Below are 15,579 nucleotides of genomic sequence, written 5' to 3'. Positions count from 1 at the left end.
TAATTAACTGTCATTTTTAACAGTTACTTTCTCTTTTTTCCTGGTCTCTAATCTCCCTAAGTGTTCGATATCTAAGTTCGTGGAATTTCAGCTCGAATTTGGTTTCGAGAAAGTTCGCGCTACGGCGATGGATGTGATTTTTGGAGAACGAGATGATCAGGCAATCACATAATATGCGGCTTGTGCATTTTAAGGTCAGGTTTGCTGATGGCACTGACTATACGGATGCACTTTATGCCAATGGGCATCATCAAGTTGAAGTTGTAGTTGAGGTTTTAAAGCAGGTTTTGGGGAAAAAAGGTGTCTGGAGTCAAGCCTCCTTAACCGATAGTGAGCGAGCGAGTGTAAAAATCGTACCTGTTTCTATCGCGGATAATGCCAGTGTAGGCAGCGGGTGGAGTTGCGATACGCAGAAGAACGAATATGATCCAGGACTCTGGAATCGTACTGGGGAAGAACTCGGCGAGAGTCTGCCAAACAATACGGTTGTTGACGCGGGGGTAGAGATTGTCAGGCGTTATATGCGCCTTGAGGAAAATGTCTCTCTCAAGGCTGTACAGTTCATGGCGACTATTGTGTTGGACGGAGAGACGGTTACTAACAGCTATTCCGAATATCCGACTGATTTTAAGTCGTCGGTATTTATCAAGCCCACGGTGCCCCCAGTATTGCTTTCTACAGAGCTTGATTTGATTGTTGATTATGATGCTTTAAATATTACAGGGCTTCTTGATATTGATATGTACTATTGGGAAGGTGTTAATGGTTTGTGGTTTGTTCATAATTATGGGTTGAATGAGTCAGTGGAGGTGCCAAATGAAGGGACCTCCTTTCAGACGTCTTATGGACTTTCGGGTAATTATAAAGGAGGGGTTTTCTCTGGGTCTGCGAGCAGTACTTTACGGTTGAGTATGGTTCACCAGTATCTTCCAGTTGTAAATCCAGGTGAGGATCCAGTGATTCATCGGATAAGTAATCGTGTCATGTGCGCGGTTAAACTTACTACACAGATTCCGGACCTTCCGCATGAGGTTTTGAATAGCAAGTGGCGGTTGCGGGATAACTATGGGAATCTTCATGTATTTAAAATAGTTCCCTATGAAAGTGGCAATCGTCTGACGGTGGAGCCCGTTAAGTTAGCAAGGCGACCTCAGCACTTCCACATCGTCCTTGCTAATGGTCAGGATTCTACTGACGCGCTGTATGCCAATGGCCGGCATCAGTGCAAAGTTCTTATTGAAGTCACTATGGTGCAGGAAGGGATTAATGGTAATTGGGAGAGCACGCTCCTGCGGGAGGATGAAAAAGCCAGTGTAGCGGTCACATTATATTCTCCAAATGTGAACCAGCCTCTACCGGGGGGGTGGTCCTGCGATACCGTGAAAAATATATATGATACCGGACTTTGGATTCGAGAGATACAAGACGCAGAGGGGGGCGGAATTGGGGAGAACACTACGCAACAAAAGAGTGGGGCGCTGGATACTATAGAGATAGTTGAGCGATTTATGCGTTTGGAAACCGGCGCTTCAATGGAGAGTCGGAGGCTTATGGCTAAGATAATTATAGATGGTAAAGTTTATACCACGAATTTTAACGAAGGGGATTCAAAGTTTAATGCTTGGGTGAATATCTCGCCTCGGCAGCCTTATCGAGTGAGAGTTCGTGATCTTATACTTACTGTGGATCACGCTTATTGGAATCACAATACGAAGACCGATATTGATGTTTGGTATTGGTTGCCCCCGCCTGGGGTGAGGTTTATCTCCCAAATGGGGTTAGACGCACCCATGTGGGTCCCTTGGGAGGGGCGTTACTTTCAGACGTCTTTTGTTAATGGGGCCGGTGGAGTTGATAGAAAAGGCGGAGTTGTAGTGGGCCACGATAAGCCTGGGTCAAGCCCCTCTCTTGATGAGATACATGAAAACTTGTCAGATAATTATCATATTCTGAGATTTAATCGAGTAAATACGATTATGCGTGCGTTATGGGTTTCCATTGAGCTCCCCATGTTTGAAGGGGAGGGCAACACACCTTGGCGACTAGTCGATAATTATGGCTGCATGCATGTATATACTATGCGTGGAAGTAGGCAAAATATTGAGTTGTTGGATTATGAGAGCTGATTAGATTTGTGCGTCTCGTCTTCAGAACAGGTGCTTACCATGAATGTCTATTCCAACGCATTTAATTTTTCCTCGTACTTGAACGGTTCCGTCGATCCACGAACAGGTCAGTATGGTGCCCAAATCAATTTGGCTCAATTATCTCCTGAGGGGCCTCTCGAGGTCAGTCGCAGTATTGTTTTGTTATTTTCAATGTTTGAGCCTGGCCGTGTACCTTATGGGTTGGGGTGGCGCCTGAGTAATACGGAATTTGACCTTTCCAGTGCGCAACTCACGTTGATTAGCGGCGAGCGATTTAAGACGCAAGGTATGCCTTCTGTTGGCGGAACGATGGTTTTCAAGGATCGAAAACTTAAAGATCTAGTGGTAAGGCGAACGAATGAAACCACGCTGCATGTGATTTATCGGGATGGCACGATTGAAGTTTTGGAGCGTACCAGTAGTACGCTCCCTTATCGAATTACTTCCATAAGATTTGAAAATGGTGAGGTCTTCAGATTCGGCTATGCCCCAGGTGGTTCTCTTGAGCGTATCCTCAATCACAAACAGGAAGAGTTGCTGCTACTGACCTACGCGAGTGGGCGCCTGCAAACGGCTGATAGACGTGTCGAGGGGGGGCGTTATGCGCGTACGCGATTTACACAGATCAATGATCGCCTTACAGGTGTCACTGCGCCTTACGATCGTAGTGGTGCGCCGGGGGTTGCTGCCTATACGTTTGTATACAGGACGCCGTTTCGTAATGGCTTGGTTGCGATTGAGCGGGTGCAAACGCCGATGGGCGGAACTGAGCAGATCAACTATACCGAAAACGGTCATCAATATGGCAACAACCAATTCATCCCCCGTGTGTCCAGTTGGACGCAGACTCCAGGTGCCAATCAACCTCCAATGATCCGGACTTATGATTACAGTCCAGGGCAGAACTTCACGGGGTTCCCTTATGCGGGTGGTTTCAAAGAGGGTGAGGACAACCTGTATCTGATTAGCGGCGCCTATGACTATTGGACTGAGGAGAAAAGCATTGACGCGGCCAATAACAATACGGTCTTGAGCGTCACTCGTACCACCTACAATAAGTTTCACCTGTTGACCGAAAAGCAGGTCCTACGCGAGGGAACGCGCAGTAAAGTAAATATCACCTATAACACGCTCCCCGGTCTATTTCCCAGCCAGCCCGCGAACTTCCAGCTGCCCAAAACCGTTACCAATCGCTATGAACTCGTAGCTGGTGGCACCTCGAGGGAAGAGATCCAGCAGATCGAAACCGATGATTATGGCAACGAACTCAGCCGCACCGAACCCTCTGGCATTCGCACCGAATACAGTTATTACCCGATTGCCGGCGAAAGCGGCAAATGCCCGGCGGACCCCCACAAATTGTTCCAGCGCTACCTCAAACAAGAGCGACTCGTACCTGTAGGAGGCACGCCTACCGCGCGACTCACGGAATATACCCATACGCGCGTCCCCCAGACGGGCAGTAGTTATTTTGTGCTACAGCAATCGAGCAGCCAGGCTGGTGTGCTAGTGATGCAGCAGACTTACTACGAAACCCCTGTGGCGCTGGCTGGCCGGTTGAAGAGCAGCACCAGTACGGTCGGCGGGCAGCTGTTGACCAGTGATTTCAGTTACGTCATTGAAGGCGATAACCTGATCGAAACCCGACGGTTGAAAGGGCGCGAAGAACAAGGAAATCAATGGCTTGAGGCAAAACGCACGCTTTCGATGGTCAGTCGACGCCTGTTGTCGTTAACGCGAGATGGCGGCAGCACGATGGGCCTGGCGTACGACGTCAATGGCCGGCTGACCGCAGAAACCGTAGCTCTTGGAGCGCCGCAGAAAGCGACCCGGCAATACGCTTACCATTTTGCCGAAGAGAATAAGCGTGCCCATCTGATTACCGCGGACGCGCAAGGTAACAAGACGATTACCTACTACGACGGTGCCGGACGCCAGGTGTCCGAAGCACAATTGATCGGCTCGAGCCAGGAGCGAGTCGCCTGCACTTGGCGTTATGACGCGCTTGGGCAAACTGTGGAAGTGGTCAAGAGCGACTACGTGACCAACGGGCAACGCTCGTTGCGCAGCGTCCACTCCTACAGTAAGTGGGGCAACGCCAGCCGCGTCACCCACGCCGATGGCCGTGTTGTCATCAACGAGTATGACCCGCGGCTCAATCTTACCGAGGAGGGCGTGGTTGGCGGTGAACGGCTGTTGACCTATTTCAATACGCATAACCAGCCAATGAAGGTGGAGCGCCTGGATGCCAACAATAATAAAGTGGAGCTGGCGTCGTATACCTACGATGGCTTGGGGCGCTGCGTGACGGCAGTGGATGTCAATAAAACGTCCACTGAGCTGACCTATGACGTGTTCGACCGGGTGCTGACGACCCTTCAAAAACCAATAGATGGCACTCCTCATCGGCTGCGTAAAACGGATTACGCCCCCGGCACCAGCAGTGAATTGGCCAGTGCTTTTACGGTCGACAACAAGCGGCTGGGGGCCCGTACCTACGATAGCCTCGGCAGAATGACCAGCCAGACGCGTGGGGCATTGGGGCAGGCCACGACCTGGGAGTACAAGGCCGGAGAGATGGAACCGTTCACCATGGTTTCCTCCCGTGGGGTTCGCCAGACCCTGACTTATGACACAGAGTTGGATGTGCCGACTCGGATTGAGATGTCGGACCATCCGGCGAGCACCTACCGGCATGACCCGGTTACCGGTGCTATGACACGTTCCGAGACCAATGGCTTGATCCATGAGTTCGTTATGGATGCCAACGGCCGTCCTGAAAAGGATATCCAAACCGCCAACGGCAACGTCCTGACCTCGCAGTATGGCTATTCCCCTGGCGGGCGCCTGCTGCAGCAAACTTCCGCCGACGGCCAGTCCAGCCAGCTTGAGTACGATGTGTTCGGGCGGTTCTCCAAGATGACCACTGGCGCCATGGTCATCGAGCAAACCTACGATACATTGGGCCGGCCGCATGTCCTGAGCACCGCCTATGAAAGCACGCGAGTCGTTACCAAGCTGTCCTATGACTCGCTGGGTCGGGAAGCCGAGCGCCGCTTCGAGCAGAACGGTGCGCTGTTCCAGGTCATGACCAGCACGTATCACCTCAACAGTATGTTGGCGACACGGGAACTCAAGGACGCCGGCTCACGCCTGGTGATCGGCGAGACCTTCACCTACGATGCCTTTCTGCGGCTCAAGACCTATCGCTGCACGGGGCCCGAACACCCCAAGGATCATCTGGGGCGTGGCATTGTCGGGCAGGATTTCAGCTTTGACAGCCTCAATAACATTACTCGGGTTGTCACGACGTTTGCCGACAGCACGCAAGACACCTGCGAGCGTTATTTTACCGGTGCCGATCCCACTCAACTGACCCGGCTGACCCATACACGCCCGGCGCAGGATGTCACACTGACGTATGACGCGGCGGGCAACTTGCAGGCACACCCGGCGGGCCAGGCCTATACCTACAATGGTTTTGAGCAGTTGACCACAGTGCAGGCCGGTCCCCTCAAGTACAGCTACCAATACGATGCCGAGGCCCGCCAGGTACTGGCGTCCCGGGGCAGTGAGCCGCCGGTGATGCTGGCATACGCCGGCGACCGGCTGGAGACTCTGGTTGAAGGCAATAAAAAGATCCGCTACGCCGACGGCGGGGATGAGGTGATGGCACGCAGCGGGGGCGTCGACGGGCTGCAACTGCATATGAACGATGCCAGCGGTAGTGTGCGCGGCGTATCGGCCCCAGGCCAGGCCCATGTGCGGCGACACTACACGCCCTACGGCGATACGAAAATCCCGCTGGATGACGGCAAGGTCCGTAGCATGGCTGATCTGCAACTGCCGGCGTTGAATGGTCAACGGCTGGATGCGGCGATCAACCTCTACTTTCTCGGCAACGGTCAACGGGTCTACGATCCTCACCTGATGATGTTCTTGCAGCCTGATCCGCTGAGCCCTTTTGACGAGGGGGGGATCAACAGCTATGCCTACTGTGCTGGTAATCCGGTCAACCTAATGGACCCCAGCGGGTTGTTGCCGAACTGGTTGAAGTGGGTATTGACCGGAGTTGCGCTGGTGTTGTCGATAGTGACGGTAGGTTTTGCGGCTCCCGGATTTGTTACCGCGGTAGCGGCATATGCGGCGGCAGCTGGAACGGCGGCGGCATCTGCGGCGGGGATGGTTGTTGCTTCCAAGGCGGCGCTGCTGGGGGCTGCATCGTTGGGGGTGGTTGGGGGAACGCTTAGTGTCGCAGCCTTGAGTATCGCTGAGGTCGACAGGGCGATGGGTTGGGACCGTTCGCACCACATCCAAAACCTGGGGTGGGCATCTTTCGGGTTCTCTGTGGCGTCATGGGTAGTTAGCTTTGCGGGGGCCTACACGTCGGCAAGTATGGCCTACACTGCGGCTCTCAAGGCCAGCACGGCCAAGGACTTTGTCAAGTACAGCAGCTTTTTTGACGCCCCACTGGGGGCCAGCTTTCTGGCGGCTGGCAAGCGGATGCTGGGCTTGAGCTATAAGTTCACCGATAAACAGGGAATCACTAGCTTCAGCAAGATTTACGGGGTCACCCGTTTCGTATTGAGAAGTACCAACTTTGGTCGCTCGGTAGAGGCCAGAACCACATCGGCAGGCTCGGGTGGTGGCGATCCTGCCCAACCCGTGCCAGGTGCTCCCGGTTCGGCCCATCCCCAGCCGCAAGCCACGGGCAGTCGCCTGGTGGATATGCCGGCCAGCAGTGCAGGCTATTACCAGGCATTCAGAGACGAGGCGTCGCGCATTCGCCAGCCCATCATTGCGCAGTTGTATCAAGGATGATCCAGCAGGGCACCGTGCCTGCAATCAACCCAGGCGCCGGGGCGATAACATCGCCTCCGTCAGGCCGGCACGCTGCAACGCCTCGGGTAACGCCAGGTGGCGAACCAATGCCGCACTGGCCTGGCCCATCGCCGGTGAGGTCTGGATGCCATAACCGCCCTGGGCCGCTACCCAGAATAAACCCTCGACCTGTGGATCGAACCCGCACACCAGGTCGCCATCGCTGACAAAGCTGCGCAACCCTGCCCAGGTGCGGGTCGGGCGGCGGATGCTCAGGGTGGTGGCTTGTTCGATGTGATAGATGCCCGTGGCAATGTCCAGCTCTTCGGGTTGCACGTCGTGGGGCGCCACCGGGTCGGCATTGGCCGGTGAGCCGAGGAACATGCCGGCGTCGGGCTTCATGTAGAACGAGCCGTCGAGGGCCGCCAGTTCCGGCCAGGTGTGGCTATTCACCTCGGCGGGGGGCGCGAAGATAAAGGCGCTGCGCCGCTTGGGTTGCAGGCCGATCTTCCGCGCTCCGGCCAGCTCGCCAATGGTGTCGGCCCAGGCGCCGGCGGCATTGAGGATCACCGGGGCGCTGAAGCGTTGTTGCGAAGTGCGCACGTGCCACTGGCCCTCGCCGTCGCGGGTCAGTTTCTGCACTTCATTGTCGGTGTGGATTTCTCCGCCATTGCGCCGGATACCACGTAGATAGCCTTGGTACAGCGCGTCGGTGTCGATGTCGCAGACCGTCGGGTCGTAGATCGCCCCGTGGACTTTTTCCGGGCGCAGGATCGGCAGCCTGTGCAGCGCCTCCTCGGCACTCAGCAGCTGCGTCTCGGGTACCAGGGCCTTGGCACTCAGGTATTGGCGCTGCAGTTCGTCAGGATCGCCCAGCAGGTCCACCAGCAGTTCGCCACGGGGCGTGAGCAACGGATGCTCGCTGAAACCAGCGGGCGGGTGATCGAAGAAGTCGCGGCTGCCCAGGGTCAAGGCGCGCACTTGCGGGGTACCGTAGGCGGCGATATACAGCGCGGCCGAGCGGCCAGTGGAGTGATAGCCCGGCATGGACTCACGCTCCAGCACGATGACGCGGGCGTGTCGGGACAGCCAGTAACCGGCGGAGGCACCGGCAATACCGCCGCCGATGATGATGTAGTCGGCCTGGTTCATGTGTTCCTCCTTGAATGTGAAAGCGCTGAAAGCAAATGTGGGAGCGGGCTTGCTCGCGAATGCGGTGTGTCAGTCTCTGGACATATTGACTGATTCACTGCGTTCGCGAGCAATCCCGCTCCCACATCTTTTACCGCATTCCAGCTTAAGGGCGTTTACGCTCTACGGGACGCAGCAAGTGCGTCGGCGGCGTTTCGCAGCTGATCTTGCGGCCCAGCAAGGTTTCGATCGACGGCAATTGATACGAGTCGTCTTCCCCGGCAAAGCTGATCGACACACCGGCAGCGCCTGCACGCCCGGTACGGCCGATACGGTGTACGTAGTCGTCCGGCACTTCCGGCAGGGTGAAGTTGATCACGTGGCTGATGCCGTCGATATGAATCCCGCGGCCTGCCACATCGGTGGCCACCAGCACGCGGATCTTGCCTTCGCGAAAGCCTTCCAGGGTCTTGATGCGTTTGTGCTGCGGCACGTCGCCGGACAGTTGCGCGGCATTGACGCCGTCGCGAACCAGGCGTTCTTCAATGCGCCGCACTTCGTCCTTGCGGTTGGCAAATACCATGACCCGCTCCCAACCGTTGTCGTTGACCAGGTTGTAGAGCAGCTTGTATTTGTCGGCACCGGCCACCGCATAGATATGCTGTTCGACGTTTTCGCTGGCGACGTTCAGCGCCTCGATCTCGACGATGGACGGGTCGGTGGTCCACTGCTTGGCGAGGTTCATCACGTCTTCGGTGAAGGTCGCGGAGAACAGCAGGGTCTGGCGTTCGTTTTTCGGTGGGGTCTGGCGAATGATCTGACGCACTTGTGGGATAAACCCCATGTCGAGCATCCGGTCGGCTTCGTCCAGCACCATCACTTCAACCATGTCCAGGTGCACGTCACCACGCTGGTTGAAGTCCAGCAAACGGCCCGGGGTGGCGACCAGGATGTCGCAGTGCCGCGCTTCCAGGTGCTTGAGCTGTTTGTCGAAGTCCATGCCGCCCACAAACGTCATGACGTTGAGGCCGGTGTACTTGGTCAGGTCGGCGGCATCCTTGGCGATCTGCACCACCAGCTCCCGGGTCGGGGCGATGATCAGTGCCCGTGGCTCGCCCATGTAGCGCTCTTTGGGCGGCGGGGTTTGCAGCAGCTGGGTAATGATCGAGATCAGGAACGCTGCGGTCTTGCCGGTACCGGTCTGGGCGCGGCCAATGGCGTCTTTGCCGGCCAGGGTGAAGCCTAGTACCTGGGCCTGGATCGGCGTGCAGTATGGAAAGCCCAGGTCCTGGATGGCATGCATCAGTTCCGGGGCCAGCTTGAAGTCGTGAAAGCGGGTCTTGCCCTCTTGGGGCTCAACCACGAAGTCTTCCAGTTTCCACGGCTTTACCACCGGTTTTGGCGCACGTTCGCGGCGCGGTTTTTCTACGCGCGGTGGTTCTTCTACGGGCTGGGCGGCTGGAGCCGGGGCGGCAGGCGTGGCAGGCGCTGGTTTTGGCGAGGCAACGGGCGCGGTTCGGCCAGGCTGTTTACCGTCATTGCGGCTGCCGGAAGTTTGGGCCGGGGCGCTGGGAACAGGGGCGAGTGGTTCAGTCTCGCTTTTACCGAACATCTTCTTGAGTGCTTTGAGCACGGTCATCTCATCAATTGGTTAAGGAATGTACGCCGGCCAGTGTAATGCAAGAATCGGGCGCGGCGTAGTGCGTTGGACACGCGGCTACACAATGGCGGTTTTTTAGCCAAGGCGCTGGCTTAGCCATTGACCGATATCGCGGATCTCTTCGGGTAACACTTCGTGACCCATTGGGTATTCTTGCCATGTCACGGTGACACCCTGCTGCTTTAAATGCTCATAGGCGCTGCGGCCCATGGCGTTCTGCACCACTTCATCGTACTGGCCGTGCAGGCACAGGGCCGGAATGCGCTGCTGGCTGGCGGACAGTTCCAGTTCATCGCTGAACGTCGGTGCATAAGTGGAGAGGGCAAGCACGCCACCCAAGGCCCCCTGCCATTTCATAAAGGCGGCGTGCAGGACCACCGCGCCGCCTTGGGAGAAGCCGGCAAGGAAAATGCGCGAGGCGTCTATTCCGCTGGCTTTTTGTTGGTCGATCAAATCAATGACCATTTTTGCCGACTCATCCAGCTGTTCACGGCTGATGGCCCGTGCCGGGGTCATGGCCAATATGTCGTACCAGCTTGGCATCTCGTAGCCGCCATTGATGCTCACCGCACGGGTCGGAGCCTGGGGCAATACAAAGCGCGTGGACAGCAAGGTTTCCTGCAACGCCTCCGCCACTGGCAAGAAGTCGTAGCGATCGGCACCCAGGCCATGCAACCAGATTACGCAGGCGTCTGCGGGCTTGGCGGGCTGAAGAATCAAGGGGTCGGTCATGTTTGCTCCATAAATGTGCGTGCGCGCCGAAGAGATGCGACAAGGCAGTTCGTGCAAGGCGGCTCAGTTAACAAGATGTCGCATGGTTGACTGTTTTGCGATTGATCCTGGGCTGAAACGACTCAGCTGACACTCTGGTACGGCGCTTGCTATGTGTAGGTTGATGTCAGAACTATCCGGGAACGGTAACACTATCAGTGACTACCGCCTCTGGGATAGCCGCTGCAATGACAGCGACAGCCTCTTGCTGCTTGACCCCAAAAAAAGCCAACACGGGTCGATATCGCCTCATAAGGGTGCGCAGAGGTTCGAGCTCCGACACAACAAGAGCAACTGGAGGTTTGAATGAAGGTATTGAAGTCCACCCTGGCCATCGTGACTGCGGCGACCGTATTGGGGATCAGTGGTCTGGCCCAGGCCGGTGCCACCCTGGATGCAGTGCAGAAGAAAGGGTTTGTGCAATGTGGCGTCAGCGACGGCCTGCCGGGTTTCTCGGTGCCGGATGCCAGCGGCAAGATCCTCGGGATTGACGCTGACTACTGCCGCGCCGTGGCCGCTGCGGTGTTCGGCGACGCGACCAAGGTCAAGTTCAGCCAATTGAATGCCAAGGAGCGTTTCACCGCGCTGCAGTCTGGCGAAGTCGACATCCTCTCGCGCAATACCACCATGACCAGCTCCCGCGATGCGGGCATGGGCCTGAAATTCCCGGGGTTCATCACCTACTACGACGGCATCGGCTTTTTGGTCAACAACAAGCTGGGCGTGAAAAGTGCCAAGGAACTGGACGGTGCAACCATCTGCATCCAGGCCGGTACCACCACCGAGCTGAACGTTTCCGACTACTTCCGTGGCAACAACCTCAAGTACACCCCGATCACCTTCGACACCTCCGATGAAAGCGCCAAGTCCCTGGAGTCCGGGCGCTGCGACGTGCTGACCTCCGACAAGTCGCAACTGTTCGCCCAGCGCAGCAAGCTGGCCGCGCCGAAAGACTACGTGGTCCTCCCGGAAACCATTTCCAAGGAGCCCCTGGGCCCGGTCGTGCGTAATGGCGACGACGAGTGGCTGGCCATCGTGCGCTGGGTGGGCTACGCCATGCTCAACGCTGAAGAAGCCGGTATCACCTCGAAAAACGTCGAGGCTGAAGCCAAGGCCACCAAGAACCCGGACGTTGCCCGTCTGCTGGGCGCTGACGGCGAATACGGCAAAGACTTGAAAGTGAAGAAGGACTGGGTGGTCCAGATCGTCAAGCAGGTCGGTAACTACGGTGAAGTGTTCGAGCGCAACCTGGGCAAGAGCACCCCGCTGGAAATCGACCGTGGCCTGAACGCGCTGTGGAACAACGGTGGCATTCAATACGCACCTCCTGTGCGCTGATCGCTGATGGTTCTATCACCCGGTGGGCCAACCGCCGGGTGATGTTCTGTTCCATTTTTTGCGGGGCACTTAATGCAAACTCAAATCGGCGCACCAAAACAGAAGCTCAGCTTCAGTGATCCAAAAGTGCGTGCGTGGCTGTTCCAGATCATCACCATCGTGGCGGTGGTCGCGTTGGGCTGGTACCTGTTCAACAACACGCAAACCAATCTTCAGCACCGGGGCATTACCTCCGGCTTCGACTTCCTGGAGCGCAGCGCCGGTTTCGGCATCGCTCAACATTTGATCGACTACACCGAATCGGACAGCTATGCCCGGGTCTTTGTGATCGGTCTGCTCAACACCTTGCTGGTCACCGTGATCGGTGTGGTCCTGGCCACCATCCTCGGGTTTATCATCGGCGTGGCCCGGCTGTCACCGAACTGGATCATCAGCAAACTGGCGACGGTGTATGTGGAGGTGTTTCGCAATATTCCGCCGCTGCTGCAAATCCTGTTCTGGTATTTCGCGGTGTTCCTGACCATGCCGGGGCCGCGCAACAGCCATAACTTCAGCGACACCTTCTTTGTCAGCAGCCGTGGCCTGAACATGCCGGCGGCCGTCGCGGCCGATGGGTTCTGGCCGTTTGTCGGCAGTGTGGTGCTGGCGATCACTGCCATTGTGTTGATGAGCCGTTGGGCCAATAAACGCTTTGAAGCCACCGGCGTGCCGTTCCACAAGTTCTGGGCGGGTCTGGGGCTGTTCCTGGTGATCCCGGCGTTGTGCACGTTGCTGTTTGGTGCGCCCGTGCATTGGCAAATGCCGGAACTCAAGGGCTTCAACTTCGTCGGCGGCTGGGTTCTGATCCCCGAGCTGCTGGCGCTGACCCTGGCGCTCACGGTTTACACAGCAGCGTTTATTGCCGAGATCGTGCGTTCGGGCATCAAGTCGGTCAGCCACGGCCAGACCGAAGCCGCGCGCTCCCTGGGCATGCGCCCCGGGCCCACGCTGCGCAAGGTCATCATCCCGCAAGCCCTGCGGGTGATCATCCCGCCGCTGACCAGCCAATACCTGAACCTGGCGAAAAACTCGTCCCTGGCCGCCGGTATCGGTTACCCGGAAATGGTTTCGCTGTTTGCCGGCACGGTGCTCAACCAGACCGGCCAGGCCATCGAGGTCATTGCCATCACCATGAGCGTGTACCTGGCAATCAGCATCAGCATTTCCCTGCTGATGAACGGGTACAACAAGCGCATTGCGCTGATCGAACGGTGAGGACACCCGCATGACTTCCCATACTTTCAAACCTGATATGCCGCCGCCGAACAAAGTCTTCGGCCCGATGGCATGGATGCGCGCCAACCTGTTTTCCAGTTGGCTCAATACCCTGCTGACCTTGCTGGCGTTCTACCTGGTGTACCTGGTGGTGCCGCCGATCCTGCAGTGGGCGATCCTCGACGCCAACTGGGTCGGCACCACCCGCGCCGACTGCACCAAGGAAGGCGCCTGCTGGGTGTTTATCCAACAGCGCTTCGGGCAGTTCATGTACGGCTACTATCCCGGCGACCTGCGCTGGCGCGTGGACTTCACCGTGTGGCTGGCGGTGATTGGCGTGGCCCCGCTGTTTATCTCGCGGTTTCAGCGCAAGGCGGTCTACGGCCTGGGCTTTCTGGTGCTGTACCCGATCATCGCCTTCTTCCTGCTGCACGGCGGGATCTTCGGCCTGACCAACGTCGCCACCAGCCAATGGGGCGGCCTGATGCTGACCCTGGTCATCGCCACCGTCGGCATCGCCGGGGCCTTGCCCCTGGGGATTGTGCTGGCGCTGGGGCGACGCTCGAACATGCCGGCGATTCGTGTGGTGTGCGTGACCTTCATCGAGTTCTGGCGCGGCGTGCCGTTGATTACCGTGCTGTTCATGTCGTCGGTGATGCTGCCGCTGTTCCTGCCTGAAGGCATGGGCATCGACAAGCTGCTGCGGGCCCTGATCGGCGTGATCCTGTTCCAGTCGGCCTATGTGGCTGAAGTGGTGCGCGGTGGCTTGCAGGCGATTCCCAAGGGGCAGTACGAAGCGGCCGCCGCGATGGGCCTGGGCTACTGGCGCAGCATGGGCCTGGTGATCCTGCCGCAAGCCCTGAAGCTGGTGATCCCCGGCATCGTCAACACGTTTATTGCGCTGTTCAAGGACACCAGCCTGGTGATCATCATCGGCTTGTTCGACCTGCTCAACAGCGTCAAGCAAGCCGCCGCCGACCCGAAATGGCTGGGCATGGCCACTGAAGGCTATGTGTTCGCGGCCCTGGTGTTCTGGATTTTCTGTTTTGGTATGTCGCGCTATTCCATTCATTTGGAACACAAGCTCGACACTGGCCACAAGCGTTAGGAGTTTTTTGATGAGCGAAGCAATCAAACAGCCGGTGAGCCCTGAAGGCATTATCCAGATGCAGGGCGTCAACAAGTGGTACGGCCAGTTCCATGTGTTGAAAGACATCAACCTCAACGTCAAGCAGGGCGAGCGCATCGTGCTGTGCGGGCCGTCCGGTTCGGGCAAATCCACCACCATCCGCTGCCTCAACCGCCTGGAAGAGCACCAGCAGGGGCGCATCGTGGTCGATGGCGTGGAACTGACCAATGACCTCAAGCAGATCGAAAGCGTGCGCCGGGAAGTGGGCATGGTGTTCCAGCACTTCAACCTGTTCCCGCACCTGACCATCCTGCAGAACTGCACGCTGGCGCCGATGTGGGTGCGCAAGATGCCCAAGCGCAAGGCCGAGGAAATCGCCATGCACTACCTGGAGCGCGTGCGCATCCCGGAGCAGGCCCACAAGTTCCCGGGGCAATTGTCGGGCGGCCAGCAACAGCGCGTGGCGATTGCCCGTGCCCTGTGCATGAAGCCGAAAATCATGCTGTTCGACGAGCCGACCTCGGCCCTCGACCCGGAGATGGTCAAGGAGGTGCTGGACACCATGATCGGCCTGGCCGAAGACGGCATGACCATGTTGTGCGTGACCCACGAAATGGGCTTTGCGCGCACCGTGGCCAACCGCGTGATCTTTATGGACAAGGGCGAGATCGTGGAACAGGCGGCGCCCAATGACTTCTTCGACAACCCGCAGAATGAGCGGACCAAGTTGTTCTTGAGTCAGATTTTGCATTGATGGATGTTTGAGACCAACCCGGCCTGGCGCCGGGTTTTTTTTGCGGCTAGGAAGCGTTGAGTACTTCAGTGTCGCTGTTCACGGTAGAGGTGAAGGCACCGAACAAATCAGCACCCTCGGCGAGAGCTTTTGCGTCTGTCAGCAAATGTGGGTGACGATCCAATAACCGCATCAACAGCACCAAGGGTTTGGGTGCCATCAACTCACCGCGCTCGTACCGAGAGAACGCGTTGTGGCCGCCCCCGGACAGCAATTGCACTGCTTCTTTTTGTGTAAGGTGCCGTTTTCGGCGGATGCGTTTTATCTCGGCGCCGATCATTTTTCGCGCGGCGAGAACCAACTCATCACCCGCTTCTGCATAGCGATCCGCACTATCGGTATCGGGGTCCCAAAAGCCGTCGCCACAGGCTTTGCATCCCCAGCCTGAAAGAGTGTCGACCCGACGCTCCATGCCCTGGACACTGATGGTTTTGCGTTCCTTCCAAGCCGCCTGACATCCGCCTTTATCACCGCCGAATCGTAATGAGGTGTGTACTTTTCCATAAGACACCTGAGGCCAATAGTTACCCTTGAA

General features: G+C 57.2%; 10 protein-coding genes. 6 read left to right on the top strand and 4 right to left on the bottom strand.

The window, feature by feature from the left end; genetic code table 11:
• Positions 1 to 140: 140 nt before the first annotated feature.
• The gene (locus tag HU773_RS22800) at positions 141 to 2,126 is read left to right on the top strand and encodes a hypothetical protein (RefSeq protein WP_162947769.1); all 1,986 of its coding nucleotides are present in this window, start codon (positions 141 to 143) and stop codon (positions 2,124 to 2,126) included.
• A 39-nt stretch (positions 2,127 to 2,165) separates the two neighbouring features.
• Positions 2,166 to 6,968, top strand: coding sequence for an RHS repeat domain-containing protein (locus HU773_RS22795; protein WP_186625896.1), 4,803 nt, complete (start codon positions 2,166 to 2,168; stop codon positions 6,966 to 6,968).
• 24 nt (positions 6,969 to 6,992) lie between these two features.
• On the opposite strand, the gene HU773_RS22790 is transcribed toward HU773_RS22795, so the two are convergent.
• The 3 genes from HU773_RS22790 to HU773_RS22780 all read right to left on the bottom strand — a co-directional run bounded on the left by HU773_RS22790 (position 6,993) and on the right by HU773_RS22780 (position 10,491).
• Positions 6,993 to 8,120, bottom strand: coding sequence for an NAD(P)/FAD-dependent oxidoreductase (locus HU773_RS22790; RefSeq protein ID WP_057958534.1), 1,128 nt, complete (start codon positions 8,118 to 8,120; stop codon positions 6,993 to 6,995).
• Positions 8,121 to 8,265: 145 nt separating this feature from the next.
• The gene (gene rhlB, locus HU773_RS22785) at positions 8,266 to 9,738 is read right to left on the bottom strand and encodes an ATP-dependent RNA helicase RhlB (RefSeq protein WP_186625895.1); all 1,473 of its coding nucleotides are present in this window, start codon (positions 9,736 to 9,738) and stop codon (positions 8,266 to 8,268) included.
• Positions 9,739 to 9,834: 96 nt separating this feature from the next.
• Positions 9,835 to 10,491: an alpha/beta hydrolase gene (locus HU773_RS22780; protein ID WP_057958536.1), complete on the bottom strand. Its 657-nt coding sequence runs from the start codon at positions 10,489 to 10,491 to the stop codon at positions 9,835 to 9,837.
• A 345-nt stretch (positions 10,492 to 10,836) separates the two neighbouring features.
• Between HU773_RS22780 and HU773_RS22775 the strand changes: the two genes are divergently transcribed.
• The 4 genes from HU773_RS22775 (at position 10,837) to HU773_RS22760 (ending at position 15,005) form a co-directional block, all read left to right on the top strand.
• Positions 10,837 to 11,868 (top strand): amino acid ABC transporter substrate-binding protein, encoded by a 1,032-nt coding sequence (locus HU773_RS22775; RefSeq protein WP_057438245.1) that lies wholly within the window; start codon positions 10,837 to 10,839, stop codon positions 11,866 to 11,868.
• Positions 11,869 to 11,940: 72 nt separating this feature from the next.
• Positions 11,941 to 13,122 (top strand): amino acid ABC transporter permease, encoded by a 1,182-nt coding sequence (locus tag HU773_RS22770; RefSeq protein WP_057958537.1) that lies wholly within the window; start codon positions 11,941 to 11,943, stop codon positions 13,120 to 13,122.
• A gap of 10 nt (positions 13,123 to 13,132) precedes the next feature.
• The gene (locus HU773_RS22765) at positions 13,133 to 14,230 is read left to right on the top strand and encodes an amino acid ABC transporter permease (protein WP_057958538.1); all 1,098 of its coding nucleotides are present in this window, start codon (positions 13,133 to 13,135) and stop codon (positions 14,228 to 14,230) included.
• Between the two features lie 10 nt (positions 14,231 to 14,240).
• Positions 14,241 to 15,005 carry an amino acid ABC transporter ATP-binding protein gene (locus HU773_RS22760; protein ID WP_045062117.1) on the top strand — a complete coding sequence of 255 codons (765 nt, stop codon included), beginning with the start codon at positions 14,241 to 14,243 and terminating at the stop codon, positions 15,003 to 15,005.
• Between the two features lie 46 nt (positions 15,006 to 15,051).
• On the opposite strand, the gene HU773_RS22755 is transcribed toward HU773_RS22760, so the two are convergent.
• Positions 15,052 to 15,555: a type II toxin-antitoxin system MqsA family antitoxin gene (locus HU773_RS22755; RefSeq protein WP_225923821.1), complete on the bottom strand. Its 504-nt coding sequence runs from the start codon at positions 15,553 to 15,555 to the stop codon at positions 15,052 to 15,054.
• Between the last annotated feature and the right edge of the window lie 24 nt (positions 15,556 to 15,579).

This window comes from Pseudomonas shahriarae (genome assembly GCF_014268455.2).
In the GTDB taxonomy this organism is placed as follows: domain Bacteria; phylum Pseudomonadota; class Gammaproteobacteria; order Pseudomonadales; family Pseudomonadaceae; genus Aquipseudomonas; species Aquipseudomonas shahriarae.
This window is presented reverse-complemented; position numbering and strand designations above follow the sequence as displayed.